Annotated in this window: 26 protein-coding genes; 10 read left to right on the top strand and 16 right to left on the bottom strand. The window is 38.6% G+C overall.

Features of this window, described 5'->3' with window-relative positions:
• Positions 1 to 44: 44 nt before the first annotated feature.
• A complete protein-coding gene (locus JXQ92_RS02775) occupies positions 45 to 416 on the top strand; it encodes a hypothetical protein (RefSeq protein ID WP_421985051.1) in 372 nt (123 codons plus the stop codon).
• A 3-nt stretch (positions 417 to 419) separates the two neighbouring features.
• Here JXQ92_RS02775 and JXQ92_RS02770 read toward each other — a convergent pair whose 3' ends face one another.
• Positions 420 to 1,619 carry a hypothetical protein gene (locus tag JXQ92_RS02770; protein ID WP_421985050.1) on the bottom strand — a complete coding sequence of 400 codons (1,200 nt, stop codon included), beginning with the start codon at positions 1,617 to 1,619 and terminating at the stop codon, positions 420 to 422.
• A gap of 115 nt (positions 1,620 to 1,734) precedes the next feature.
• On the opposite strand from JXQ92_RS02770, the gene JXQ92_RS02765 reads away from it, so the two are divergent.
• A complete protein-coding gene (locus tag JXQ92_RS02765) occupies positions 1,735 to 2,283 on the top strand; it encodes a 2'-5' RNA ligase family protein (RefSeq protein ID WP_421985049.1) in 549 nt (182 codons plus the stop codon).
• Here JXQ92_RS02765 and JXQ92_RS02760 read toward each other — a convergent pair.
• From JXQ92_RS02760 to JXQ92_RS02750, 3 genes are read right to left on the bottom strand one after another with little or no spacing between them, the layout of a single operon-like run.
• Positions 2,268 to 2,792: a YceI family protein gene (locus JXQ92_RS02760; protein WP_421985048.1), complete on the bottom strand. Its 525-nt coding sequence runs from the start codon at positions 2,790 to 2,792 to the stop codon at positions 2,268 to 2,270. The two genes, JXQ92_RS02765 and JXQ92_RS02760, sit on opposite strands and share 16 nt — an antisense overlap.
• Positions 2,776 to 3,612, bottom strand: coding sequence for a DUF3298 domain-containing protein (locus tag JXQ92_RS02755; protein ID WP_421985047.1), 837 nt, complete (start codon positions 3,610 to 3,612; stop codon positions 2,776 to 2,778). Before JXQ92_RS02755 ends, JXQ92_RS02760 begins: the two co-directional genes overlap by 17 nt.
• On the bottom strand, positions 3,609 to 4,106 hold the full coding sequence (locus JXQ92_RS02750; RefSeq protein WP_421985046.1) for a DUF6702 family protein: 498 nt from the start codon (positions 4,104 to 4,106) through the stop codon (positions 3,609 to 3,611). Before JXQ92_RS02750 ends, JXQ92_RS02755 begins: the two co-directional genes overlap by 4 nt.
• A gap of 84 nt (positions 4,107 to 4,190) precedes the next feature.
• Here JXQ92_RS02750 and JXQ92_RS02745 point away from each other — a divergent pair, with 84 nt between their 5' ends.
• From JXQ92_RS02745 to JXQ92_RS02735, 3 genes are all read left to right on the top strand, one after another.
• Positions 4,191 to 4,775 carry a HupE/UreJ family protein gene (locus JXQ92_RS02745; RefSeq protein ID WP_421985045.1) on the top strand — a complete coding sequence of 195 codons (585 nt, stop codon included), beginning with the start codon at positions 4,191 to 4,193 and terminating at the stop codon, positions 4,773 to 4,775.
• Between the two features lie 17 nt (positions 4,776 to 4,792).
• Positions 4,793 to 7,126 (top strand): M1 family metallopeptidase, encoded by a 2,334-nt coding sequence (locus JXQ92_RS02740; RefSeq protein ID WP_421985044.1) that lies wholly within the window; start codon positions 4,793 to 4,795, stop codon positions 7,124 to 7,126.
• Between the two features lie 456 nt (positions 7,127 to 7,582).
• Entirely contained in the window at positions 7,583 to 7,732 is a 150-nt protein-coding gene (locus tag JXQ92_RS02735) for a hypothetical protein (protein ID WP_421985043.1), read from the top strand.
• A gap of 40 nt (positions 7,733 to 7,772) precedes the next feature.
• Here the strand turns inward: JXQ92_RS02735 and JXQ92_RS02730 are convergent, their stop codons facing one another.
• The 12 genes from JXQ92_RS02730 to JXQ92_RS02675 form a co-directional block, all read right to left on the bottom strand.
• Entirely contained in the window at positions 7,773 to 8,516 is a 744-nt protein-coding gene (locus JXQ92_RS02730; protein ID WP_421985042.1) for a hypothetical protein, read from the bottom strand.
• Between the two features lie 41 nt (positions 8,517 to 8,557).
• Entirely contained in the window at positions 8,558 to 9,040 is a 483-nt protein-coding gene (locus JXQ92_RS02725) for a DUF2306 domain-containing protein (RefSeq protein WP_421985041.1), read from the bottom strand.
• Positions 9,041 to 9,044: 4 nt separating this feature from the next.
• Entirely contained in the window at positions 9,045 to 9,803 is a 759-nt protein-coding gene (locus JXQ92_RS02720; RefSeq protein WP_421985040.1) for a LytR/AlgR family response regulator transcription factor, read from the bottom strand.
• Positions 9,800 to 10,834, bottom strand: a complete 1,035-nt coding sequence (locus JXQ92_RS02715) for a sensor histidine kinase (protein WP_421985039.1) — start codon at positions 10,832 to 10,834, stop codon at positions 9,800 to 9,802. Before JXQ92_RS02715 ends, JXQ92_RS02720 begins: the two co-directional genes overlap by 4 nt.
• A gap of 15 nt (positions 10,835 to 10,849) precedes the next feature.
• On the bottom strand, positions 10,850 to 11,533 hold the full coding sequence (locus JXQ92_RS02710) for a hypothetical protein (protein WP_421985038.1): 684 nt from the start codon (positions 11,531 to 11,533) through the stop codon (positions 10,850 to 10,852).
• 68 nt (positions 11,534 to 11,601) lie between these two features.
• Positions 11,602 to 12,246 carry a hypothetical protein gene (locus tag JXQ92_RS02705; protein ID WP_421985037.1) on the bottom strand — a complete coding sequence of 215 codons (645 nt, stop codon included), beginning with the start codon at positions 12,244 to 12,246 and terminating at the stop codon, positions 11,602 to 11,604.
• Positions 12,247 to 12,490: 244 nt separating this feature from the next.
• On the bottom strand, positions 12,491 to 12,931 hold the full coding sequence (locus JXQ92_RS02700) for a DUF2141 domain-containing protein (protein ID WP_421985036.1): 441 nt from the start codon (positions 12,929 to 12,931) through the stop codon (positions 12,491 to 12,493).
• A 187-nt stretch (positions 12,932 to 13,118) separates the two neighbouring features.
• The gene (locus JXQ92_RS02695) at positions 13,119 to 13,556 is read right to left on the bottom strand and encodes a DUF2141 domain-containing protein (RefSeq protein WP_421985035.1); all 438 of its coding nucleotides are present in this window, start codon (positions 13,554 to 13,556) and stop codon (positions 13,119 to 13,121) included.
• A gap of 10 nt (positions 13,557 to 13,566) precedes the next feature.
• On the bottom strand, positions 13,567 to 15,732 hold the full coding sequence (locus tag JXQ92_RS02690; protein ID WP_421985034.1) for a TonB-dependent receptor: 2,166 nt from the start codon (positions 15,730 to 15,732) through the stop codon (positions 13,567 to 13,569).
• A gap of 117 nt (positions 15,733 to 15,849) precedes the next feature.
• A complete protein-coding gene (locus tag JXQ92_RS02685; RefSeq protein ID WP_421985033.1) occupies positions 15,850 to 16,596 on the bottom strand; it encodes a LytR/AlgR family response regulator transcription factor in 747 nt (248 codons plus the stop codon).
• Positions 16,593 to 17,648, bottom strand: coding sequence for a sensor histidine kinase (locus JXQ92_RS02680; protein WP_421985032.1), 1,056 nt, complete (start codon positions 17,646 to 17,648; stop codon positions 16,593 to 16,595). The genes JXQ92_RS02685 and JXQ92_RS02680 overlap by 4 nt, the downstream gene beginning before the upstream one ends.
• A gap of 98 nt (positions 17,649 to 17,746) precedes the next feature.
• A complete protein-coding gene (locus tag JXQ92_RS02675) occupies positions 17,747 to 18,457 on the bottom strand; it encodes a LiaF transmembrane domain-containing protein (RefSeq protein WP_421985031.1) in 711 nt (236 codons plus the stop codon).
• Between the two features lie 305 nt (positions 18,458 to 18,762).
• On the opposite strand from JXQ92_RS02675, the gene fumC reads away from it, so the two are divergent.
• The 5 genes from fumC to JXQ92_RS02650 all read left to right on the top strand — a co-directional run bounded on the left by fumC (position 18,763) and on the right by JXQ92_RS02650 (position 24,937).
• The gene (gene fumC, locus JXQ92_RS02670; RefSeq protein WP_421985392.1) at positions 18,763 to 20,163 is read left to right on the top strand and encodes a class II fumarate hydratase; all 1,401 of its coding nucleotides are present in this window, start codon (positions 18,763 to 18,765) and stop codon (positions 20,161 to 20,163) included.
• A 43-nt stretch (positions 20,164 to 20,206) separates the two neighbouring features.
• On the top strand, positions 20,207 to 20,860 hold the full coding sequence (locus JXQ92_RS02665; RefSeq protein ID WP_421985030.1) for an Ezrin/radixin/moesin family protein: 654 nt from the start codon (positions 20,207 to 20,209) through the stop codon (positions 20,858 to 20,860).
• A gap of 89 nt (positions 20,861 to 20,949) precedes the next feature.
• Entirely contained in the window at positions 20,950 to 22,650 is a 1,701-nt protein-coding gene (recJ, locus tag JXQ92_RS02660) for a single-stranded-DNA-specific exonuclease RecJ (RefSeq protein WP_421985029.1), read from the top strand.
• Positions 22,651 to 22,669: 19 nt separating this feature from the next.
• A complete protein-coding gene (gene lptB / locus JXQ92_RS02655; RefSeq protein WP_421985028.1) occupies positions 22,670 to 23,401 on the top strand; it encodes an LPS export ABC transporter ATP-binding protein in 732 nt (243 codons plus the stop codon).
• Positions 23,402 to 23,437: 36 nt separating this feature from the next.
• A complete protein-coding gene (locus tag JXQ92_RS02650; protein WP_421985027.1) occupies positions 23,438 to 24,937 on the top strand; it encodes a GH3 auxin-responsive promoter family protein in 1,500 nt (499 codons plus the stop codon).
• Positions 24,938 to 25,180 lie beyond the last annotated feature (243 nt).

The following is a 25,180-nucleotide window of genomic DNA, read 5'->3' as shown; positions in this document are numbered from 1 at the left end:
TAGAGCTGGCAGGCAAAATATTACTTACCAATAATGGTTTTATTATGACTGCGGTTAAAAAACACACTATAAAGGACATACAGGCCTATTATTTAAAATTTGGAAGGCAATGGGTTGTAGAGCAGAAAAATGAAAAAAATGTCTTTGACACTTTTGAATCCATGATCGAATCTTTTCCAATTCTTATGAAATTGCCTGTAATGCAAACAGCTTTTAAAAGAAGAAAAAGATTAAAGTTTAGACCTTATAAGCGAAAAAATACACAGCCTTTTTTGGACAAAGTGCCAAAAGTTGTCACGGAAAAGTTAGTAGCCTGTTACTATTGTTCTGGTAAAGGGGAATTATCTCACGGAATGCTTTGCCCTAATTGTAAAGGGCAGAAAGAAATTCTTGTGACGTCTAAAGGTTTTGGTTAGTGTTTAGTCAGTTACAACTTTCAGTTTGTAGAAAGTTATGAATTCAGGTTCTTCGTCAATATCACTGAGGTCTTTTTGTGCCCAAATATATCCCTGATCATCAGATATTATAAGGCTGGCAATCTTTTCTGGAATTCTGAGTCTTGTATTCATTCGTTGACCGTCTTTAAGAATCAAATACTTTTGATAATCTTCTTTAGCAAGTATTTGTCTTATGTCGGGTGAAGTTTTATCGAATTTTTGCATTTCAGACATTTTCATGCCTGAATGGTAATTGACAATATCAAACCCATCTACACTAAAAACCTTTAATATTCTTCCCGACCTATCACTCGGTTTGTCTTGTTCTGCAATACCAGCTGGCCCCATAGCATAGCCGTTAAAATTGATAAACTTATCGAAAGGTATTTTGTATTGCTCAAACATTTCACCTGAAGGTAATTGTCGTTTGTAAAGTGTTGTATCGTCTTTAAAGGCATAAATCAAATCATTGTCTTTAACATCAAAAACAGGTGTGATGAAGTAAAATGCACGGCCAGATAAGTACTTACTATCTTGAGTAAATTCTCCTATAGGCTTGAAAAGCTCTGCGTTTGATAATTCGGTTGTAAGAGACTCGTTGCTGATTACTAGATTTGGATCTACAATATCAGCAATGTTATACTGTTCGTAGAATTCTTTTTTAAGTGGGCTGGTGTTCACTTGAGGCCCTCCGAAAAATGCGAAAAGCTGTTTGTTTTCGTTTCCAAACTCTATCAAATGATTATACCCTGAAAAAAACATTCCTGTAGGGCTGTAATGTGGCTTGAGAGATTTTCTGACTTTAAACTCCATATCATATGTTTTTAGACGCATTTGGCCCATTAATGCGACGCCATCTTCATAAAACTCTCCAGAATGTATTGAATTACCTACTCCACGAGGATCATCACCAGGCCTTTCAAATTTTCGGATCACTTTTCCTTTAGGGTCAAGTATGTAGGCTGTGGGTGGTCCATTACGAAGTGCTAAGATGTTTCCGGTTCCATCTTGTACATCTACTAAGGATAAGTAATTCGCGAAAATGTCAACTTGAATTGAATCGACTATCGCTAACTTGAAATTGTTTATAGCCCCAGTGGAGGCTTGATTCTTCTGATTTCCACAAGCCGAAACCAGTAATATTAGCGATAGAAATGTGATGTTTTTTGCCCATATTTTCATACAATGAATAAGGTAGTTGATTCACGCGGTAAGCCCTAACAAAGCAATTGTAAATTCAGTTGAGTAAGAACAATCACATGTTTCTTCAAACAAGAATTATGACTAGTTTTCCTGCGTGAAGCCGAATCAACGTCGATATTTTCTTGCATTAATTCCTCCAGAACCACTTCAAAGTGAGGTTCTTCAAATTAAAGATTACTTCCTTGAAAAATATGATAGTAAAGGAGCCTTGAGATCCCCAGGGCACATAACGCTTCATATGCCTTTCCTTTGGAGAGCTGATAAAGAAGAAAAATTGAAAAACTTACTTGTGCATGCAACTAAAGAATCATCATTTACCATTCAACTAGATGGATTTGACTGTTTTGTGCCTAGGTCAATATTTATTAAGAATAAGAAGTCACAAGAACTGATTGATTTTCAAAAGAGGCTTTCTAATTACACCAAAAGGTCAATGAACCTATTCAATTCTACACACAATAAGGGTTTTCATCCTCATATGACAGTGGCATTTAGAGACTTGAAAAAAGAGAAGTTTAACGAAGCCTGGTCGGAATTTGAATCAAAGTCCTTTCAAGCGGATTTCAAAGTGGACTCTTTTTGGCTTTTAAAACATGATGGTAAGGTTTGGGAACCTTATCATGAGTTTCAGTTCGAAGCATAAGGAAGTTTTATTTCTATCCTTACATTGTCGCCAAGTATTAAATGGTTTTTACCTACTTTATAATCTCTTCTATCAAGCGCTAAGCCACCAATGAAAAACCAGGAATCCGTGCTTTTATCTAAAGTAAAATCAATCTGGACTTCACGTTTCGTCCCTTTTATGGTTAAGTCACCTCGCATGGAATAGCCCTCGCTAGTTTTGGTAATACGATTTGATTTGAAGCTTAAATTAGGATGATTTTCAACATCGAAGTATTTAGTCTTTCTCAGGTGTTTATCTCTAGCTTTGTTACCTGTATTAATGGATTTAGTAGGGATAGTTACTTCAAACCGAGATTCATTAAGATTTTCGGCATTGAATTTCTGTGTTACTGATATTTCATTGAATGTTCCATCAACGGTAATGCCCGCATTCTTGATGAAAAATGTCACCTCAGCTTTATCCGTTTGCCCATAACCAATTGATGTTAGGCAAATGAAAAGAATGATATGGCTAATTCTTGTAAGCATTTAGTACTCCTGTCTCTTTAATTAAATTCACGTAATCTGTCAATTTCAATTCCAATTCTGTAGGTCCTACGGCATAAGGCGCTATTTCGAATGGGTTGAAGTAAAAAATTAAGCTTTTATTGATGATGGCGAAATTGTCGTTCAACTCGAACTTGCCGTTTTCAAAGAAATAGCCCTTTACCTTCAATGCTTGTGAAGGCGGAATTTCTTTGAGCATTCTAAATTCAATCTCAGCCGCTTCATTTAAATCTCTTTCAAAACCGAGGCCAAGAATATCGCTAAGCTTGATTGGGTCACCTGTGGCTAAATCATAACTTCTATAAACTTGGTAAGCGTCAGGGTGTGCGCCTCCTGTATAAGAAAAAATGGTAGAAGCGACACTTATAAATGCTGTATCCTGATAGATAATATCAGAATTTACTTCCATTGACCAAGAGGCCTTGTACTCAGGAATATCTTTCAATACGTCGTTATAAGCTGTTGCCAACTCACTCACTAAACTTTCGAAGCTTTCAGGCTTTTCGGATATAAAGGCATACTCGAAAATATTTAGTTTTATGTTCTGATTGATTTTTTGAATAACGCGCTCAGGGATTTTCCCCGTTAATTTTGGGTACTCTACGCTATAATCGAGACACTGGGTGGAAAGGCTATCAGCCTCACAGGGGCCTTTCTGACCAATTAGCCTTTCTACCTTATAGTCTACAAATGAAGGAACCGCTTCAGGAACCTCAATTGGTAAATTTTGCTCTGATTTAGAGCCGAAATTGCATGATGATAGCGTAAGAATAAGTAGAAAAGGTAGCAGGTAGGATTTCACTCGTTGAATTTGAAGTTGATGAACTTAGTGTCTTTATCAAGCTTATAACTCTTAAGCTTACCTTTTGATTTAAAATGCACAATGTTTTGTTGATCGTCAAAGGTTTCCATCAAAGCCATATTGGTTACTTCTGCCTCATTCACCGTTTCCACGTCTGATATTTCATAGTAACACCACCGAGCATCCCCTTCCAGTTCAGAGCCAAGAAAAGTGAATTCCTCTTTCGATCCATTGATTAAGAACGAAACTTTTTTCTTCAAATAAGTCCCGATAAGGCTGTCTAAAACTTGCAGATTCTCCGGTTCATAAGTATCTAATCGTTCAATCTTGTGAAACTGCTTTAGCCCCATTTCTAAATCATCAAGAAAAATACGATGACTTATTTGAACAGATTTAGTTTCCGCATTGTGCTCAATATCTGTAACACTTACGTGAAAGGGGTGCCATAACAGATAAGCACTGAATAAAACCGAATAAATAAGGTTTAGCTGCATGCCTTTAAGTTTTATAGGGTGATTCAAAATTAAACTTTATTATTGCATTCCTTACAAATTCCGGACCCTAATTAAATCCACCTTATGAGCCAATTTGGCATGTATTTCGACATTGGAAGAGCACATATCCTTGATTGGCAAGCGTATGATCATATCTTGTTCCTAGTCGCTCTATGTGCTATTTACCTCCTACAAGATTGGAAAAAGGTCTTAATCTTGGTTACAGCTTTTACCATCGGTCATTCAATTACACTTGCCCTCAGTACGCTTGAAATTGTAAATGTGAGCTCCGACCTGATCGAGTTTCTAATACCGGTAACTATCTTTATAACAGCCTTGTCCAACATGCTGCGGAAACAAAGTGCGCTCACGCCGTCAAATTTGAACATGAATTATTTCTTCGGAATGTTCTTTGGCCTGATTCATGGTTTAGGGTTCTCAAATTATTTAAAAAGCATTTTAGGAAAAGAAGACAGTCTTGTAACGCCTCTTTTATCCTTCAACCTAGGTTTAGAACTAGGTCAGATTATCATTGTACTTGTATTTATGATAATTTCTTTTGTCTTCGTAAACCTATTTAATGTGGCGAGAAGAGATTGGAACTTAATAATTTCATCGGCTGTCGGAGGAATAGCTTTGACCATGATGATAGAAACGAAATTTTGGTAAACTAAACATAATTAAGAATGAAAAGACTTTGGCTTATTACAATGGCTATGACATTTATGGGTGTCGGTGCTTTTGCGCAGGTGGTAAATAGTAACCACGGCAAAAGGTTTGAGCAGCTTGAGCGAATGTTGCGAGATCCTAGTGTATACAGGTCCGCATCAGGAGCCCCTGGACCTCAGTATTGGCAGCAAAAAGCAGATTATAAAATTGAAGCAACGTTAGATGATGAAAATCAAAGACTAACTGGGGCTGAAACAATTACTTATTATAATAACTCTCCTGACCCACTTGAATACCTGTGGATTGCGCTAGATGAGAATGTAAGAAAGCCGGATAATGACTCCTATAAGTATGAGCCAAGCAGCATTCGTCCTAGAATGACTTATGGCCAGCTTGAAGGATTAGATGGACATGACAATGACTGGGGTTTCCATATTATGGAAGTCAAAGATGCAAAAGGTGCCGATATGAAATACATCATCAATCAAACAATGATGCGCGTTGACCTAAAGTCTACATTAAAGCCAGGTGCTAAAATTGAATTGAATATCAAATGGTGGTACAATACTACGCCGAGAGCCATTTCTGGAGCACGCGGTGGACATGAGTATTTCCCAGAAGATGGCAATTATATCTATACTCTCACAGGATGGTTTCCAAGAATGGCTGTTTACTCTGATTTCCAAGGTTGGAATAACAAGCAATTTACGGGTAGAGGTGAGTTCGCTTTGACATTTGGCGATTATGACGTGAAAATGACCGTGCCTTCTGACCACGTAGTTGGGTCTACTGGTGTTTTAAGCAATGCTAAATCAATCCTTACTTCTGAACAGCAAAAGAGATGGTCACAAGCCCAAAAAGAGCTTGTTGAGCCAGTGAAAATTGTGACCTTGGAAGAAGCTAAAGAGAACGAAAAGACAAAAGCTTCAGGAACAAAAACGTGGCATTATAAAGCCGAAGATGTACGTGATTTTGCATGGACTTCTTCAAGAAAATTCGTTTGGGATGCAATGGCTGTTGAGATTGAAGGTAGAAGCGATAAGCCGATGGCTATGTCTTACTACGCCAAAGAAGCCTATGGCATTTACGAAAGATATTCTACTAAAGCAGTAGCACATACGCTTCGTACGTACTCTAATTTTACAATTCCGTACCCATATCCAGTAGCTATTTCAGTGGAAGCATCAAATGGTATGGAGTACCCAATGATTTGTTTCAACTACGGAAGAACATTGCCTGATGGCTCATATGCGGAATCAACGAAATATGGTGCTATTGGTGTAATTATTCACGAAGTAGGACACAACTTCTTCCCGATGATTGTGAATTCTGACGAACGTCAGTGGACTTGGATGGATGAAGGGCTTAATACATTCATGCAGTATTTAACAGAGCAAGAGTTTGATCCAAACTATCCGCATAGAAGAGGCCCAGCACACAAAATTGCTCCATACATGGCTTTACCAAAAACACAATTGGAGCCAATTATGACTAACTCAGAGAATATTATCGGCTTCGGTAATAATGCTTATGCCAAAGCTGCTGCAGGACTTAATATTCTTCGTGAAACCATTATGGGTCGTGAGTTATTCGACTTTGCCTTTAAAGAATATGCAAGAAGATGGGCCTTTAAACACCCAACGCCAGACGATCTTTTTAGAACATTAGAAGATGCTTCTGCCGTAGATATTGACTGGTTTATTAAAGGATGGTACTTCACGATCGACAACGTAGACATTGCCATCGATGATGTAAAATGGTATCAATTAAGCACTAAGAACCCTGAAATTGAATACCCAATCTTAAAAGAAAGAGCTAAGAATTCCCAAAGCCAAATGGCGGCAAACAGAAATAGAGCTGAAGGACGTAAGTTCTATGTTGAAGAAGATGAAAGGCTTCAAGACTTCTATTATTCTTACGATCAGTTTGAAGTGACAGATCAAGCTAAAGCTGCTTATGAGAGGTTCGACGCTTCGTTGTCTGATGATGAACGTGCTATTTTAGGCGATAAAGCCAACTTCTACGAAATAGAGTTTTCTAACGTGGGTGGTTTAGTGATGCCTTTAATTATTGAATGGACTTTCGCTGATGGTTCTAAAGAAGTAGACAGAATTCCTGCTTATATCTGGAGAAAGAATGAAGAGAAAGTGACTAAGGCTTTTATGAAGAAGAAGCAAGTCGTTCAGATTACGCTCGATCCGGATAGAGAAACTGCTGATACTGATGTGGAAAACAATAGTTTCCCAAGAATCAACAAGCCTTCAAGATTTGAATTATTCAAAAGTAGAGGAGGCGCAGCTAGAGGCCAATCTTCAGGTTCTAACCCAATGCAAAGAGCTGGCGGTAGATAAAAATTTCTAAAGCATCACATTAAAAGCCTTTCCTGATTTCAGGAAAGGCTTTTTGTTTTCTCAAAATAGTTTCTTGAAAAAATATAAATAATATTAGTCTGATAAGATTGTATTATATATGTTTGGAAAAACTCTAAAATAATATTAGAGACTATAGAAAAGAAAATAAAGTATAATTATTCCATTACCTTAAAAGAATTACCAGTGTATTTCTTTTAGTATTCTTGATGCTAGCCTTTTTCCAAAATCAAAAAGTTGAAGCAAAACAGGCTGAATTCAAGTATAAGTCAATTACGTACATAGAAATGGAGGTAAGGAGATTTAATATTTGTTGGCACCCTACTACTGAATGTACAAATGAAAAAGGTAGCTCATGTACTTTAGTGGGTTCTAAGGTTAGAGGGATTGCGCATTGTCTATTAACTAATTTTATATAATCATGAAGAGTTTGATCAGATGAATGTATTCATTATCATATTGATTGCGATAGTCGTGCTTCTCTTTCTGCTAGTCGCAGGCACTATTATTAAAGGCTTTAATGAAGTCATTAAGTCAAACCAAGAGGTTTACAATGTGCTTAAGAGAATTGAAGACAAAATGGACTGATGAAGTGGTTTAAGGCCTATTTTTTATGCTTTGGCTAGGGTTAATTTTGAGGTTCTAGTTTTAAGTACTTTCTCTCAGGTACTTCCAAGCCATCATATATGGGAAAGAAAACCCCTTTTAACTCATTCTCTTGATCCTGAAAAATGTAGACCGTACCCAGTTCTTGCTGAAACCCTGTGCCTGCTTCAGGATAGAAGTCAAACTCAAACGCACTAATATCATCTAAGTCATATGTAAAGAATACTTTCCTTAATGATCCCGCTTTGTTATTAAATACTTGAGTAGTATCGGTTGTAAATGTGAGTTTATTGTTACTGAGAATGTGATTATCGATATTGACGGTATAGGTTTTGCTTACTAAATTATTTGTGGATAGTGTTTTGGCATCTAACTTTTCGAAATAATAAAATGTCGGTCGATCATCTAGTGTAGAACTCAAAACGATTTGCTTATTTTCAACTTTTCCATACAAAGTGTCCCTTTGTCCGTAAAGTTGTATTTCATTTTGGTCTAAATCGAAGGTCCACTTTTCTGGACCATCCCAAGAAATGCTTGTCGCCCTATTTTGAGCGCCAAACTTAAAAGTCATTAAGCCTGAATTGTAAAGGAAAGATGAATCTTGAGGGGCAGAATCATCAATTTCAAACGATCCATTATTATCGACCATAGTATACACCGGCTGGAGTACTTTTACGTAGGTCATAATCCATAACTCGTTTTGCTTTTGGGCAATGGCTGGTATAGAACAGAGAATTAAGCTGAATACGACAAGATGTTTTCGCATAACCAAATATACATGGAAAGAACTAATTCCTAAAGCCTTAGTTATGCGAGTTTTCCGAACTGTAGTCGCCAAACTTTCTTATAACGGACAAAGAATACGGTTCCAAGCATCATGATAGCCGCCGTGGCAATACCGACCATTCCAAAAAATGGCGTTTCCGGTATACGCGTAAGTGCTTCAGAGGCAAATGCGGCATAGAGGCCTATGACTGACCAGTACATAAATGAGAAATGTCGGTAAATCCAGCCCTTATCTTTGCGTCTTATTATGGGAACCATTCCTCCTATGAGTGTAAGCATACTGGCAACAGCAGCAACGTGAAATATTCCGAACCCACCGAAAAGCCTGTAGGTCATGAAGGCAGTAATGTTAAGCACGAGCATTGACCCAGTATAGACATAACCGAGCTGAATATGTCGCCGAGTTCCTTTTGTAATGATGAGCACGATAGAACCAGTGAGCGTTGCTAATAGTGCCGAAATCAGGTGTACTAAACCAATATCACTAACTATTAAGTTGTTCATACAACTACTTGTCTAACCACTTTTTGAATTCCTGCACTTTATCTCTACTTACAATGGCATCCATTTCGTCAGATCCATTTAGAATTAGCCTTAAACGACTATTTGAGTAAGTAACAATATCTTTAACCGCTTCTAATGTGACGAGGTATTTCCTATTGATACGAAAGAATTTTTCGGGATCGACAAGTTGTTCTACCTGCTCCATGGTATAGTCAATAATAAAACGCTTGTGTTCTAAGGTTTGCAGGTACGTAGCCTTTTCCTGACTAAAGAAAAACCCAGTTTCAGAAACCGCAAGCGTTCGAATGTGCTCCCCTATTTTCACCACAAAACGTTCTTTGTACTTTTTAGTCATCATTTGAACGGCCTGCTCAATGAGTGTCATATTGACTTGTGCTGGTTGCTGAGATTGAAACCGATTTTGATATTTATTGAGTGCATTTTCTAATTCCTCTGGATCAATTGGTTTCAGGAGATAGTCAACACTATTGAGTTTAAAAGCTTGGATTGCATACTCATCAAATGCTGTAGTGAATATAATTGGGGAAGTCACTTGTGCTTGCTCAAGAATTTCGAAACTGAGCCCATCGGCAAGTTGAATATCAAAAAACAGTAGATCTGCCTGGTTTTCATTTAACCAAGCAACGGCTCTTTTTACAGAATCCAATTTGGCTAATATTTCAATAGTCGGATCAAGTTTTTCGAGCAAGGAGATCAACCTTTTTGCAGCCATTGATTCATCTTCTACAATAAGTACTTTCATGGTATAAAGGACAATAGAGGTAGTTTGACAATAAATTCAGATGTTGTTTCCTGTATTTCTACTTTCTGCTCACTTAAGAAATCATAGCGAGCGATAATGTTTTTTAGGCCTACTCCTGCCGATTCTTCGATAGGGATATTCTTCTTTTGCAAATTGTTTTTCACAATCAGCATGTCGTTATTCTCAACAGAGATATCAATAGTTAGTGGCTCCTCTTCTGCTATAGTATTATGTTTTATGGCATTTTCAAGTAGCATTTGAAGCGCTATCGGAGGAACCATTTTTTGCTCATGGCCAGCAATGTCAATATTGACCTTCAGTTTATCGTCGAACCTGATTTCCTGAAGAAATAGATAGGACTTCACAAACGCCATTTCCTTTTCCAAAGAAACTACTTCTTGAGACTGAGTATCAAGTACGTAACGATAAACTTTTGACAGTTTTCTAATGAAATCTGCGGCCATATCTTGGTTTTCGTAAACCAAGTTTGTTAATGCGTTTAAACTATTAAATAAGAAGTGTGGGTTTACTTGGTTTTTGAGAGATTCATATTTCGAGGACATTTGTTCTCGCTTGATGCGTTCTGAATCGAGCGACGCTTTTCGCCAGTTGTCGAGAAAGGTTTTTGCGAATAGAAAAAAGGAGATAAAAAAGGTGATTCCGATCGAAATCCAAATATCGTTGCTCCCCCAAGTTGTGCTTACACCAGGAAATAGATTATAGGCCCAATTTAGAAAAACTATAACCAGGGGAGTATAGATGAAAACAGTTAGAACGCCCAGGATGAATCTTTTCCCAGGGTTTTCAAGCCAAGAAATTTTATTATTCCAAAAGTCGACTAAGTACTGATTCCCCTTCCAGAAGAAAAGCCACATAAACCCAGAGTAGGACACACTGTATTTTATGATAATCCAGCTCTTATCCACCATGTTTGGATTGAAAGCGAATGACATGGCACAGCCAAGCATGAAAATCAAGAATCCTTGAAATATTTCGTTTTGCCAGCGTTTTTTAAATTCAGGAATCCTCATTTCTAAATATAAGATTTATACAGATTGTGATTTGAACTGCGCTCGATATTTCCTGCTCCAATAACTGATGATGGGTGAGCCTACAAAAGCAGGTAAAACCCAAAGTATCCAACTCATTTCCGAAGGAACCTTGAATATTTCTCCGTTTTGAACAAGGAAAGCAGTTATGGAAGCGATAAGACTGCCGGCCATGGCATTCATATGTGCAAACCACCACCACATTTTTTCAGCCGATGCTAAGTTTTTGAATCCTTTGATACTCAGCCTACCTGTTTGCGTTGTAAAGTATCCGAAGAAAAGGCAGAGGTAACCGAGTATGGATGAGAAATCTGATTCGATAAGATAATTAACGCCCATACCGATCATAACTAAGCCGAAACCCATGGTGATAACTGCTGCTATCCAGTCAATGGGAGCGGCTTTCATCGTTTTCTTAATCTTGATGACTCTATAACCCGAAAAGGCCATGTAAAAGCTGAAAACGGCAATCACCATTAAGAAAGAGTTGAATCTAATCAGGCTTATAATGAGCATTGCACTAATGAAAACCCAGAACATGCACCAGAAATATATCCTACCTACTTGTCTGTGCAACTTTTCGCCTTTCTTTCCAATAAATGCGGATGATAGTCCAGCTAAAAGAGATATAATAGCAGTAACAACATGCGAGGTAATGAGTGTTTTTTCTAGCAGTTCCATGCCTATAATTCAATTGTGTTTTATCGTAAGTTAATAGTTTGGTTCTCCCAAAAGAGAACCAAATTATGTTATTTACCGCACTGTCCAATCATAGACTCAGCCATGTCTTTACCCCAAGTTGGGTCAAGGCTTTTTCCCGTTTCTTGTGCGTCAAAAGCAGGTAGCGTTTGCTTAGCCATTGCACATGGTTTGTCAGTTGGTGATCCAAAGAATTGAGCCATTCCGTACTGCATTTGTGCTAATAAAGCTTGAGCTCTCGGGTTTTCAGGGTTTAATTTTAATGCCATACTAAAGTTTTGCATAGCCTTTGGCGAAAGCATTTGGCCTCTGTTTCCAGAGTCTGCTGCCAATTGAGCCATATAGTTATAACCTTGCAAAGCAACAACTTCAGAGTTGTTTGGTGCCGCCGCTTTGGCTTTGTCTATGAATGTTTGTGCTTTAGCAGTATAGCTGTCTTTAGTAGCAAGATCTTGCGCCATAAAAGACATATTGATGTAGTTTAATCCCGCGTAATAGTGTGGGTGCCATTCGGTCTCTACTTTGGCTGCAATTCTTTCGAACTGACTTGCTGCTGCTTGAGTTGCTTCTATGCCTTTGGCCTCTCCCATGGCCGTTAAGCCCTTTTGCATGGCTTTGATATAGGCTTCCTGACCTTGACCGTGTAATGCGAAACCTGCTACTAATAATCCGATTAATAAAAATATCTTTTTCATGATTTTGAATTTTGCGTTTGTGATGATATAAAAGTAATGTCCCCATGGTCTGAGAAGAAAAAAGTCTTACCCAATCGTAGTATTTCAAGGATGAGTCGTAGGTATTGCTTGATTATGTTCTAGCCTTTTTGTTTTTGAACATTCGGTCAGGTACAATTTCCTAAATAGAGGCAAAGAAATATTAAAAGAAAAAGCCCTTACTCCATGAGAGAAAGGGCTTTATTTAAACCTTAAGTAATATTACCTAGTAACCTCCTAAATACATTACTTCTATATACTGATCGCTATCTTCTGTTACTTCAAATGCAGCATCATCGAAATCCGGAGGACCCATTTCACCTTGTGCTTCATTCGAAAATCCGTAACCTTCTAAAGGCATTCCATAGCTATTAAAATCTAGTTCTTCATTACCGTTTTCATCGTGCATAACGGCAATTGCATATTCTCCTTTAGGAACTTCTTCAAATACTATTTCGATGGCACCTTCTTCCACAGCTACAGATTTAGTTTTAAAAGCATCGTCGCTCGGAAACTCTGTTTCGCCATTGAAGAGTGCTACCATAACGTAACCATCTTCATTTCTTAAACCATCTACAGTTACTGTAATAGTTACTTCTTCTTGTTTCGTTGGCACCATTCCTAATACAAGTCCCAAGGTTAATATCATTGCTGTAATTGTTTTCATAACTCTGTTTTTTAGTTTTTGATATTATAAATGTAGGGTGACATGGAGTGCCAATGAAAAAGGACTTACCGAATCGTAGAATCACACCGATGAATCGTAATTATCCAATTCTTTAGTGTTAATCAGGCTTTTTGAAAACAAAAAAAGCCCACTATTTAAGTGGGCCCTTTAATTAAGCTTTATGGATTTACATGCCCATATAGACTATTTCTATACTATGATCGGTGTCTTTTTTGATTTCGAACGACGCATCGTTAAAACCAGGAGGGCCCATTTCGGCGGTAGCTTCATTTGAGAAACCAAAACCTTCGATTGGCATCCCGTACTCGTTAAAATCCATCTCTTCATTACCGTTTTCATCGTGTAATACGGCGATGGCATATTCTCCGACCGGTACTTTTTTAAATACCACTTCAATACTGCCTTTTTTAGCATCAGCAGACTTTGTCATAAAGCCTTCATCTCCGGGAAATTCGGTTTCTCCGTTGTGAAGGACTACGGTTACGCTGCCATCACTATTTCTAAGGCCATCGATTGTTACAGTAAGTGTCACGTCTTCTCTTTGTTCTTTAAAAGGGACGAATAAAATGCCTAGGGCAACGATTAATGTTGTAAGAGTTTTCATCTGTTTTATATTATAAGTTATCTAATTGATTTTCCTGACCGTCTTTAGTCAGTGTAATGAACAAGCCTAGAAAAATAAATCTTTTGGCAGCTTGTCTTATAGGTTGTCTATCGTAAAACCCAGTGTTATCAGGCTGAGCAGCATATTGGTAACCAAATACGTTGTCTCTTCCTAAAACATTAGATGATGATACATATATGATAATATTCTGTTTCAAAAGAATGGCCGCACCAAGGCTTATATCATGATAAGCAGGCGTTTGGTCGTTCTGAAATCCATCTCTATTCGGATTATGAAACCCTCTAGCCGAAGCATAATTGTAAGTAGCACCAAACTGAACTCTCAAAGGCTCTACAAAGTGTTTTAAAACGAAAGAGAAATTGTGTTTCGATAAAAATGAAGGTGTCGCTACACTGTTAAAATCTTGGTAGTCACGCTCAGAATCTACATAAGAGTATGAAACCCAGTAGTCCGTTTCTTTGAACGTTTTTCCATCTCTCCAGAACACATCTACACCTTTAGCTTTTCCAAAACCGTTGTTATTGAAGTTCAATGGATTAAAATCATTCAAATCCTGATACTTCACTAAGTTGTCATAATCCTTCAAGTAAGTTTCAACTCTGAAAACACGACTATCCTTAAAATACTGATAATTCAAAATATAGTGTGTCGCGCGTTCAGGCGCCAAATTGTTGTTTACCAAGGCAAATTCATTTTGAGGTGCCTGCAAAAACTTGCCATAGGCCAATGAAAATTGACCAGCTTCGCTCACTTTGTATGACATGGCAATTCTTGGGCTTACCCATGCCTGATTTAAGAGCGATGAATGTTCAAATCGAAGTCCCGTTCTCAAGATCAATTTATTGGAAGCAAAGTAATCTGACTCAACAAATGTAGCCATCGTGTTGTCTTCAAAATTGAAGGCGTCCTGAGCGTTCGTTACTTCAAACTCACGATCGAATCGCTTGTGAAAAACTTCAGTACCCATGTTTACGGAAATTTTCTCGTTGGCATCCCAGTTGAAGGCCAATTTGCCATGTACACCGCGCTCAGTCTCATCAATTTGATCAGTATTGAAACCGATATCTTCCTTATTATAAGTAGTAGAAAGCCCACCGCGAACCGACCACTTTTTATTCAGAATGTCTTTATAGTTTGCGTTTACATAGAAGTATTTATTGTCTATGCTGATGGTGTCTTTTAAACCACCTCTATCAATGTTTGGCTGGCGAATAGTAAAATTCGACAAATCAACATTTGCGTATACTTTGAGTAGACCATTGTTCTTCACTTTCTGACGGAAAACAAATTCTCCGACCTTACCAACTGGCGCGCTTTCCCAATCAAAATTCTGACTGATTAAGTCTTGATAAGGACGTAAATCAGTGTACTGAATTTTCCCTGAAATAGAAGTCTTATCCCATCTTTTAGTGTAAGCTAAATCGCCACCAACCGACATTACTGAAATATCACCTTGTGTTTTCTCCGCAATATCATTCGAGTTTAAAACCAACGCAGAAGAAAGCGCTTGACCATATTCCGAAGAATAACCCCCTGTACTAAACGTAGTACCTTTGAATAAAAAAGGGCTAAATCTACCACGAGTTGGCACATTAGGGGCAGTGGCGCCAAAAGCGTTTCTAACCTCCAGTCCATCAATGAATACTTTGGTTTCGTAACCCTCTCCACCGCGAACGAATAATCGACCGGATTCTCCCACGGTTGCAGTTCCAGGTAAGGTGTTGATAGCACCCATGATATCGCCAGCAGCACTTGCTGTTGTTACGATATCAAGAGGTTTCAGTACCGTGATTTTCTTTACATCACTGGCTTCGAAAGCACCAGCAGTAATAGTTACACCATCGAGTTTGTTAATAGCCTCTTTGATGATCAAATTTAGATCGATGACTTTTCCGTCGATCTTAATGGCTTGTTCGAGTGTTTTGTAACCAATGAAACTAACGATCAGTATTTTATCACCAGTTTCTGTGGTTTCAAATGAGAACGACCCGTCTGACTTAGTACTAGTACCGTCGAACGAGTCTTTCACATAAACATTCGCCCCTGGAATGGATTCTCCTTTATTATCACTGACCTTACCTTTTATTAAAGTTTGCGACCAAGCATTGACAGTGCTGATAAGGATGATTGTTAGAATTAATTTGAGCCTTTGCATATCTTGTTGTTTTGATACTCAAATGTGCAATGACTCACGCACTCCTATAAATAAGACTTACCGAATCGTAGAATTTATAGGATGGATCGTAAGATGTAGAGTTTTAGAAGCTGGAGATTAGTACTTCAGCACTTCTTTCAACTTAGAATGGCCGCTTCTGCTCACGGGAAGTTGACTACCAGTTTTAAGAGATAAGAGGTAAGAGTCCTTTTCGTAAAGTTCTAGCTTTTCAATTTGCTTTACGTTTACTATATGTGATCTGTGAATTCTCACAAACTCACCATTTGGTAACTTGTTCTCCAAGTGCTTCATCCGCATGAGCTTCAAGAACTTCCCTTGCTCGGAATGAATCGCCACATAATCGTCTTGGGCCTCAAAATGAGAGATTACATCTAAAGGAAGGATTTGAATTTTATTGCCTGTTTTCACCACAATTCTATCCAGCGACTCATCACTTTCCGATCTTGTTTCTTGCAGTTCGGTCAGTTCCTCTTTCACCACGGTTTTGCTTCCTATTTTAGCTTTAGCCTTGGTGACAGCCTCATTAAAACGCTCCTCGGCATACGGCTTTAATAAATAGTCAGTGGCGTTTAATTCAAAAGCCTTAATGGCATATTGGTCGAATGCGGTGCTAAAAATGATTACTGGTGGCTCATCGAGTAACTCTAGCATTTCAAAGCCGGTAATCTTTGGCATCTGAACATCTAAAAAGATAAGATCAGGTTTGTGTTCTTGAATAGCTTTTAGGCCTTGAAATCCATCACCACATTCTTGAATGACGTCAATATCATCGAATTTTTGCAAGTAGGCTTTTATCAAGTCCCTTGCTAAACTTTCATCATCAATAATTATAGTGCGGATCATTCGTCGGTTGCAATTTGTGGTATATCGAGCCTAACAGTGAATAAGTTATCAGTCTTCTCGGTAACAACCAATTGGGGAACGCCATAAATAAGTCGAAGTCGCTCAGTTACATTTTTCAACCCTATGCCTTTTCCTTTTTTACCAACCGCTTTTGGGTCGAATTGATTGCTTACTTCAATTCTCAAGAGACTTTGTTCTTTCCAAGCCTTTAACTTAATCGTTACCTGCTCTAAACTTTCATAGATGCCATGCTTAATGGTATTCTCAAAAATTGGTTGAAGAATTAAGTTCGGAAGGTTTAAGTTCAAACAGTCTTTTTCAATTTCACTTTCTACCGAAAGCCGATCTCCAAACCTTACTTTTTCAATATCTAGGTACAACATGATGTTTTTGATTTCATCATCCATTGTATTCATCTGGTCGTTTTCTTTACCTAGTGAGTAGCGCAAGAATTCGGATAGTTTTACCACCATATTTCTCGCTTTCTCAGGTGAAATTATCGTTAATGAAGCTATTGAATTCAGGCTATTGAATATAAAGTGAGGGTTTATCTGAGATTTAAGCATCTCAAGTTCGGAGCTTTTGAGCATCGTCTCCAATTGCGATCGCTCTTGACTCTTTTGATTGACATCATCATAGTATAGGATAAGGTAATACACCAAAATGATGATGAAATAATACATTAAACCCAAGGCACCTCGCCATGGTAAGGATTCTCGCAGAAAGTTTAGGTACTCTTCTTCGTGACCTAGCCGGCTAAGAATACTATTTGTAAGAAAAAGAGCTAAGCCTACTGAAATAACCAATGCTGCGGCATGGCTTATAATAAGATTGAGTAGTTGTGATTTGTCGAATGAACTATAGCGAACATTGAACCAATATGATAGGCCTAAACCGAAGAAAATCCCATTAAAAATGGCACTGTCTATAGCAGCCATTTTTACTTCAAGGTCATTAAAGTAATATAACCCAAAAGCAAATAGGATACTGATCATCAGCCAAATGGCCGTGTAAACAATGATATTTCTATTTCGGATAAAAGGGTGGTTCATAAAAAAATCCGCCGAAGCGGAAATTACAAAAAAGCTAGAAAGGAATAACGGTGGGCTTCATTAATAAAGCTGAAGCCCACCTATTTAGAACCTGTTGTTTATTTAACCTCTCCGCCTCCAAAGAGTACTAAACCTTTAATAACCAATTCTTTGCCGTCGTTAGCATCATTTTCGTTGATTACTTTGCGCTCATCTGAGAAGCCTCCAAAAATTGCAGTGACTTTTACTTTCACATTCATGTCTGATGGTACTCTTATGTCGCAACCTCCGAATAGAACAAATACATCCAATACGTTCGTGCCCCAGGCTAAATCAGAGTTGGTAAGGTTTAAACTTGTTCCTCCAAATATTGAAGTGAGTTTGCCTCCTTTGAATTCTTTTGATGTGACCACTCGCTCGGCTCCTGAAAATACTGCCAGTTCGTCGACGTAGTCGAGTTCATTTTCAAAACTTTTTTTTTCATACTGATCTTTATGGCTGTTACGCTTCAATATTAAGGAGAGACCAACTCCTACAAGCGCTAATGGCCATAAGTCGAATATGTCATTGAAACCAAAGTTCCAGTAGTAATAATCTGCCATGTCGTCCAGCAAGAAGATACCGCCAATGATGAGCAATGTGATTCCTAGTCCGACCTTATCTCTAACGGTTAGCATAAATACACCAATTATGATAAGTATTGAATGCCATCTGAAAAGATAGTAAGGTAGATTAAATCTGAAGATTTCGAGATTATCGAAAGTCAATAGAAGGCCTATGATTAAGAAGGCTGCTCCTACAAATATTCGTCTGTTTAATTTTGATTCCATGATTGTTAGCTTTTAAGCGTTTTGTTGTTTTTGAGTTTTGACCTTTGGACTTTTAAAATGTCTCTGACCAAAGAGACGTACCGACCAAAAGTTGTTTTGTTGTTTTTGACTATTCAAATGTACGCTGATTAATAACCGAATAGATTCGTGAAATCGGTAAACAAACGCCACGTCTCGGTAAACGGTCAGAGCTTTCGACCAAGTATTTTCACTTCTGGCTACCGTTCGGTGAATAACCCGAGTTTTCCTTTATGTTCAACCTGCCAATGCCTAATTTTGAGCTGCTTAAAAACATCTCATTCACAATGGAATACAGAATAGAAAAAGATACAATGGGCAATGTAGAAGTACCTGCTGAAAAGTACTGGGGTGCCCAAACTCAAAGATCTCGTAATAACTTTAAAATAGGCCCTGAGGCCAGCATGCCTTTAGAAGTGGTTCATGGATTTGCCTATCTAAAAAAAGCAGCTGCGCACACTAATTGTGAATTGGGAGTGCTAAGCGAAGAAAAGCGCGATTTAATTTCTGCTGTTTGTGATGAAATTCTTACTGGTTCTCTAGACGATCAATTTCCGTTGGTGGTATGGCAAACCGGTTCAGGAACGCAGTCTAATATGAATGTGAATGAAGTTGTTGCCAACAGATCTCACGTTTTAGCAGGCAACAAATTAGGTGAAGGAACCACTTTTATTCATCCGAATGACGATGTGAATAAATCCCAATCATCAAACGATACCTATCCAACAGGTATGCACATAGCAGCCTATAAGATGATTGTAGAAACTACTATTCCTGGAGTAGAGCATTTAAGAGATACCCTCAAGGCAAAGTCAGAGGCTTTTATGAATGTGGTAAAAATTGGACGTACTCACCTAATGGATGCTACTCCGCTTACCTTAGGCCAAGAGTTTTCTGGCTATGTTTCCCAGTTGGATCACGGTCTTAAAGCCCTTAACAATACATTGGCTCACCTTTCAGAATTGGCATTGGGCGGTACGGCTGTAGGTACGGGTATTAATACACCAGAAGGCTATGCTGAGCTAGTGGCAAAAAAGATTGCTGAGTTTACAGGCTTACCTTTTGTAACGGCCGAGAATAAGTTTGAAGCACTAGCAGCTCATGATGCCTTTGTAGAAACACATGGTGCCTTAAAACAACTCTCAGTATCTCTAAATAAGATAGCCAACGACATTAGAATGCTTGCTTCTGGGCCAAGGTCTGGAATCGGCGAAATCATAATTCCTTCAAATGAGCCAGGTTCGTCAATTATGCCTGGTAAAGTTAATCCTACCCAATGTGAAGCTATAACTATGGTATGTGCTCAAGTAATGGGTAATGATACTACAGTATCAGTTGCAGGTGCCCAAGGACATTATGAACTAAACGTATTTAAGCCGGTAATGGCTTATAACCTGTTGCAATCTGCCCGACTGATAGGAGATGCTTGTGTTTCTTTTGAGCAGAATTGTGCTATAGGCATAGAACCAAACCATAAGAGCATTCAGCAGCACTTGAATAACTCACTAATGTTAGTTACTGCATTAAACACCAAAATCGGCTATGAAAAGGCTGCAAAGATTGCTAAAACGGCACACGAGAATGGCACTACGTTGAAGGAAGAATCTGTTAATTTAGGTTACTTAACCGCAGAGGAATTCGACGAATGGGTGCGCCCTGAGGATATGATCGGTAGTTTGAAAAGCTGATCATATTGTCATAACTTGTAAAACTGAATCCAATTTTACCCGAATGAAAGGTCAAAAAGTATTTTTAACCATGCTGCTTGGCGTTTTTGTTGCAACCGCAGCACTAGCCCAAACCATAGATGTTAGACCCTTAACTAAGAAGGAAATTAGTGAGTGGAAGAAGCGTAAAAAGAAGCTAACGGTCGAGGAGTTTAAAAGACTTTCTGACGAAAATGTTGAGCAAAAGGCGCAAATAGCGGCTAGCCAAGGAGAGATCCAAAACCTAGAAAGGCAACTCTCTAGCAAGGATGATCGAATTAGTGAATTGCAAAAGCAAGTAACTAGAATGCAGGCGGCCTTTCAGGTTTCTCAGCGTGAAATTGAAAACCTAAAATCTCAACCGAACAGACGTCCAGTTAAAGTGGAAAGAGACGGTGGAGAAGATTTTAGTGTCGGGGTGGTATTCAAAGTACAAGTAGGAGCATTCAGAAAAATTGACCTGAACAAATATGCTAACAGCGCTAAAGATTTCTCTGAGGAGGAAATGGAAGAGTTGAGAAAGTACGTAATCGGTAATTTCAGGAATTACGATGACGCTAACGTATTGAAAAGATACCTAAGAGAAATGGGTGTAGAAGACGCATGGATCGTTCCTTACAGGGATGGGAAGCGTGTTCCACTAAAAGAAGTTTTGGACATAAAGAAAGTGTCTAACTAGTTTTTTAAACGTATTCTTAGGCAGTGCCTTTTCTAGGGCACTGCTTTTTTTTTGCCTTTAATAAAGGATTATAAAGTAAATTTAACTTAATGCAGAAACGGTGGCTATTTGAAGAAGGGCATAATGAAGAGGCCCTCAATGTTCTTCAAGAAGAGCTTAAAGTTGATGAGACTTTAGCCAAGTTACTGGTGCAAAGGGGTGTTTCGACTTTCGAGGGGGCTAAAAGCTTCTTTCGCCCCTCACTAGAACAGCTGCACGATCCTTTTTTAATGAAAGACATGGATCGGGCGGTAAACCGCCTGACGGATGCCATAGCCAATGATGAGAAAATCATGATCTATGGAGATTATGACGTTGATGGTACCACTTCCGTAGCCACTGTTTTCGGGTTTTTACGAGAGATTTACGACAAGTTAGGCTATTACATTCCCAACAGATATAAAGAAGGTTATGGCGTTTCTAGTCAAGGCATTCAATACGCAAAAGCGGAAGGCTATTCCCTTATTATAACGCTAGATTGTGGTATAAAGGCAGTCGATCGGGTGCAAGAAGCTAATGATCTTGATATAGATGTTATCATTTGTGATCATCATACCCCGGGAGAAGAATTGCCTGCAGCTTTTGCCGTCTTAGACCCTAAAAGAACGGATTGTACTTACCCTTATAAAGAGCTTTCAGGCTGCGGCGTTGGCTTTAAATTACTGCAAGGCTTCTGTATCCAGTCCGGTATAGAACTTTCAAGACTCTACCCTTATTTAGACTTATTAGCCGTAAGTATTGCCTCAGATATAGTGCCGATTACAGGCGAAAACCGAGTGATGGCTTTTTTCGGTTTACAAAAAGTGAACAAGGAACCGCGTCCAGGATTAAAAGCACTCATCGAGTTGTGTAGGGCCCAAAAAGCACTCACAATTTCAAGTATTGTATTTGGTATTGGGCCAAGAATAAATGCAGCTGGAAGAATGGACGACGCTGGAGCCGCAGTAGATCTTTTACTTGCGGAAACGGAAGAAGAAGCTTTAAAGTTGGCCGCGACCGTTAATGATAAAAACGATGCTAGACGAAATTTTGATAGTGCTAATACTGAGGAAGCGATTGAAATGATAGCGTCAAATGACGAATTCAGGAATGCAAAGTCTACCGTATTATATAAGGAAGATTGGCACAAAGGCGTTATCGGAATTGTAGCCTCACGTTGTATCGATAAGTTTTATAAACCGACCGTTATTCTGACGGAGTCGAATGATATGGTTACAGGTTCTGCTAGGTCCGTTATGGGATTTGATGTTTATGCCGCTATTTCTGAATGTTCAGACTTATTGGAACAGTACGGAGGACATATGTATGCCGCAGGTGTTACCATGCCGATAAACAATGTGGATGCCTTTAGAAAGAAGTTTGAAGAAGTAGTGTCACGTGACATTACAGAAGATCAACTTACACCTGCCATCAATATTGACAGCCTAGTCAATTTAGAAGTAATCAATGACCGATTTTATAGCATAATTTCTCAAATGGCACCTTTCGGACCGGGGAACCCACAACCAGTCTTAGTAACAGAGCATGTACATGCCGAAAATGTAAAAGTCCTGAAAGAGCAGCATTTAAAGTTTACAGTCCGACAACAAGGAACGAATGTTGCTTATGATGTGATAGGCTTTGGATTCGGAGAGTATTCAGATTTGATTTCTAGCGGAATGCGATTTCATATTGCTTTTTCGGTAGAAGAGAATGATTTTCGTGGAAGAAAGTCGCTTCAACTCTTTCTAAAAGACCTCAAGTTTGATTGATTAGACTAATTTTACAAAAATGAAGTTATCCGCTGAACATCTTGTTAAAACCTACAAAAAGAGAAAAGTAGTTAATGACGTTTCAGTAGAAGTAAAACAAGGAGAGATTGTAGGGCTGTTAGGGCCGAATGGAGCCGGAAAAACCACTACTTTCTATATGATAGTAGGCTTGGTAAGACCAAACGAAGGCCAGGTATTATTGGATGGCGAAGATATTACCGCACTCCCCATGTTTAAAAGAGCACAAGCCGGCTTAGGGTATTTAGCGCAAGAACCTTCCGTTTTCCGAAAACTAACAGTAGAGCAGAATATTATGGCGGTGCTCGAAATGACAAAATTGCCAAAGCAAGCTCAGAAAGAGAAAATGGAATCTTTGTTGGAGGAATTTAGCCTTACCCATGTTCGGAAAAACCTTGGGCGTGTACTTTCAGGAGGAGAACGCCGTAGAACCGAGATTGCAAGAGCACTTTCTGTAGACCCAAATTTTGTTTTGCTCGATGAGCCTTTCGCTGGTGTAGACCCAATTGCAGTAGAAGAAATACAGACCATTGTAGCCAAATTGAAAGATCGTAACATCGGTATTCTCATTACCGATCATAATGTGCAAGAAACCCTTTCTATTACAGATAGAGCCTATCTTATGTTTGAAGGGAAACTTTTGAAGGCCGGTACGGCGGAAGAACTTGCTGCTGACGAACAAGTCAGAAAAGTGTATCTTGGTAAACACTTTGAATTGAAAAGAAAAATTTAAGCTTTGGCCATTCTGAATTCCATACTCACCTGGGTCATGAAGAAACGCATGCATCAGATTGAGCTATTCATGAAATACCCTCATGATGTTCAGGAAGAACTATTTAAAAAACTCATTACCACAGGAAGAAATACTGAGTTTGGAAGAACACACGGATTTTCGGATGTACACACCGAAGAGCAGTTCAGGCGATTAATTCCAATTTCCTCTTATGAAGACATTTGTCCTTACATAGAAAGGAATATGGCAGGAGAGCAAAACTTGCTTTGGCCGTCGGATGTGAAGTGGTTTGCGAAGTCTTCCGGAACCACCAATGCAAGGAGTAAGTTTATTCCTGTCTCGTATGAAGCTTTAGAGGAGTGCCACTTTAAGGGAGGTAAAGATATGCTCTCCATTTATTGTAATAATTACCCACAAACAAAGATGTTTGATGGGAAAGGACTAACGATAGGAGGTAGCCAGCAAATCAACCAATTTGATAGTAATAGTGAATCCTTTTACGGAGATGTTTCCGCTGTTATTATGTCTAATTTACCTTATTGGACCAAGTTTGTAAGAACGCCAACGCTTGATATTGCCCTTTTAGAGGAATGGGAAAGTAAAATAGACCTGATGGCACAGCATACCATGAATGAAAATGTGACGAGCATTTCTGGCGTGCCGACATGGACCATAATCCTTCTTCAAAAAATAATGGAACTCAAAGGCGTGGATAATATTCATGAAGTTTGGCCAAACCTGGAAGTATTCTTCCACGGTGCCGTCGCCTTTGGCCCATATAAGAGCATTTTTAAAAGCATAATTCCATCGGATGACATGCGCTATATGGAAACTTATAATGCGTCCGAAGGGTTTTTCGGTATTCAAAACGAAGTAGGTTCCGAGGACATGCTGCTTATGCTAGACTATGGCATTTACTATGAATTTATTCCGTTTGCTGAAATTCATAAAGAGTCACCACAAACAATAGGACTAAGTGAAGTGAAACTAGGAGAACAATATGCCTTAATTATCTCCACTAATGCCGGTCTTTGGCGTTATAAGATTGGTGATACCATTCAGTTTACTTCCATTAACCCCTTTCGCTTTAAAATTTCTGGTAGAACAAAACACTTTATCAATGCTTTTGGAGAAGAAGTGGTTGTAGAAAATGCTGAAAGAGCAATTGCCCTCGCTTCTGAAAAAACAGGAGCTCAGATAAATAATTTTACAGCCGCTCCACGCTACTTCAAGGAAAACGAAAAAGGCGCCCACGAGTGGATTGTGGAATTCGAAAGAGACCCTGACGATATGGATCGTTTCGTTAAGCTGTTAGATGAAACTTTGAGAGATATCAACTCAGACTACGATGCCAAACGGCATAGAAGCTTAGCCTTGGAACAACCCATTGTTCACCAAGCGGCTACAGGAACTTTCTATGAGTGGATGCGGAGTCGAGGTAAGCTAGGTGGGCAGCATAAAGTACCAAGGCTCTCCAATTCAAGAGAATACCTAGACGATATCCTTACCCTGATGAGTATTGGTAAAGCGCAATAAAAAGAAATTCAAATTTTGGCTATTTCGGTAGCTTCTTCTACGTGGATTATCCGCATTTATTTCACTTTATCTTAAACTCAAGAATTTGATATTTGCAGCTATAAAAATGTAGCGTATTCCTTAATTTAAAATTGTACTATTCCAAGTAGGGCGGTTTTCAGAGTCTATCCAATGTGTACAAAAAGTTAATCGAATGTAAAAAACTATAATCCATTGTCTTAGTGTTCTTAATATTTAGGTAAT

It is taken from the genome of Roseivirga sp. (genome assembly GCF_049099775.1).
GTDB lineage: Bacteria > Bacteroidota > Bacteroidia > Cytophagales > Cyclobacteriaceae > Roseivirga.
Note: the sequence above shows the minus strand (reverse complement) of the source record. Positions and strands in the feature narration are given on the sequence as shown.

Bases quoted from the DNA above. Each gene is read 5' to 3' on its own strand.
- JXQ92_RS02775 (WP_421985051.1), top strand. From the start codon at position 45: ATGACTGCGGTTAAAAAACACACTATAAAGGACATACAGGCCTATTAT.
- JXQ92_RS02770 (WP_421985050.1), bottom strand. From the start codon at position 1,619: ATGAAAATATGGGCAAAAAACATCACATTTCTATCGCTAATATTACTG.
- JXQ92_RS02760 (WP_421985048.1), bottom strand. From the start codon at position 2,792: ATGCTTACAAGAATTAGCCATATCATTCTTTTCATTTGCCTAACATCA.
- JXQ92_RS02750 (WP_421985046.1), bottom strand. From the start codon at position 4,106: ATGCAGCTAAACCTTATTTATTCGGTTTTATTCAGTGCTTATCTGTTA.
- JXQ92_RS02745 (WP_421985045.1), top strand. From the start codon at position 4,191: ATGAGCCAATTTGGCATGTATTTCGACATTGGAAGAGCACATATCCTT.
- JXQ92_RS02740 (WP_421985044.1), top strand. From the start codon at position 4,793: ATGAAAAGACTTTGGCTTATTACAATGGCTATGACATTTATGGGTGTC.
- JXQ92_RS02735 (WP_421985043.1), top strand. From the start codon at position 7,583: ATGAATGTATTCATTATCATATTGATTGCGATAGTCGTGCTTCTCTTT.
- JXQ92_RS02730 (WP_421985042.1), bottom strand. From the start codon at position 8,516: ATGCGAAAACATCTTGTCGTATTCAGCTTAATTCTCTGTTCTATACCA.
- JXQ92_RS02725 (WP_421985041.1), bottom strand. From the start codon at position 9,040: ATGAACAACTTAATAGTTAGTGATATTGGTTTAGTACACCTGATTTCG.
- JXQ92_RS02720 (WP_421985040.1), bottom strand. From the start codon at position 9,803: ATGAAAGTACTTATTGTAGAAGATGAATCAATGGCTGCAAAAAGGTTG.
- JXQ92_RS02715 (WP_421985039.1), bottom strand. From the start codon at position 10,834: ATGAGGATTCCTGAATTTAAAAAACGCTGGCAAAACGAAATATTTCAA.
- JXQ92_RS02710 (WP_421985038.1), bottom strand. From the start codon at position 11,533: ATGGAACTGCTAGAAAAAACACTCATTACCTCGCATGTTGTTACTGCT.
- JXQ92_RS02705 (WP_421985037.1), bottom strand. From the start codon at position 12,246: ATGAAAAAGATATTTTTATTAATCGGATTATTAGTAGCAGGTTTCGCA.
- JXQ92_RS02700 (WP_421985036.1), bottom strand. From the start codon at position 12,931: ATGAAAACAATTACAGCAATGATATTAACCTTGGGACTTGTATTAGGA.
- JXQ92_RS02695 (WP_421985035.1), bottom strand. From the start codon at position 13,556: ATGAAAACTCTTACAACATTAATCGTTGCCCTAGGCATTTTATTCGTC.
- JXQ92_RS02690 (WP_421985034.1), bottom strand. From the start codon at position 15,732: ATGCAAAGGCTCAAATTAATTCTAACAATCATCCTTATCAGCACTGTC.
- JXQ92_RS02685 (WP_421985033.1), bottom strand. From the start codon at position 16,596: ATGATCCGCACTATAATTATTGATGATGAAAGTTTAGCAAGGGACTTG.
- JXQ92_RS02680 (WP_421985032.1), bottom strand. From the start codon at position 17,648: ATGAACCACCCTTTTATCCGAAATAGAAATATCATTGTTTACACGGCC.
- JXQ92_RS02675 (WP_421985031.1), bottom strand. From the start codon at position 18,457: ATGGAATCAAAATTAAACAGACGAATATTTGTAGGAGCAGCCTTCTTA.
- fumC (WP_421985392.1), top strand. From the start codon at position 18,763: ATGGAATACAGAATAGAAAAAGATACAATGGGCAATGTAGAAGTACCT.
- JXQ92_RS02665 (WP_421985030.1), top strand. From the start codon at position 20,207: ATGAAAGGTCAAAAAGTATTTTTAACCATGCTGCTTGGCGTTTTTGTT.
- recJ (WP_421985029.1), top strand. From the start codon at position 20,950: ATGCAGAAACGGTGGCTATTTGAAGAAGGGCATAATGAAGAGGCCCTC.
- lptB (WP_421985028.1), top strand. From the start codon at position 22,670: ATGAAGTTATCCGCTGAACATCTTGTTAAAACCTACAAAAAGAGAAAA.
- JXQ92_RS02650 (WP_421985027.1), top strand. From the start codon at position 23,438: ATGAAGAAACGCATGCATCAGATTGAGCTATTCATGAAATACCCTCAT.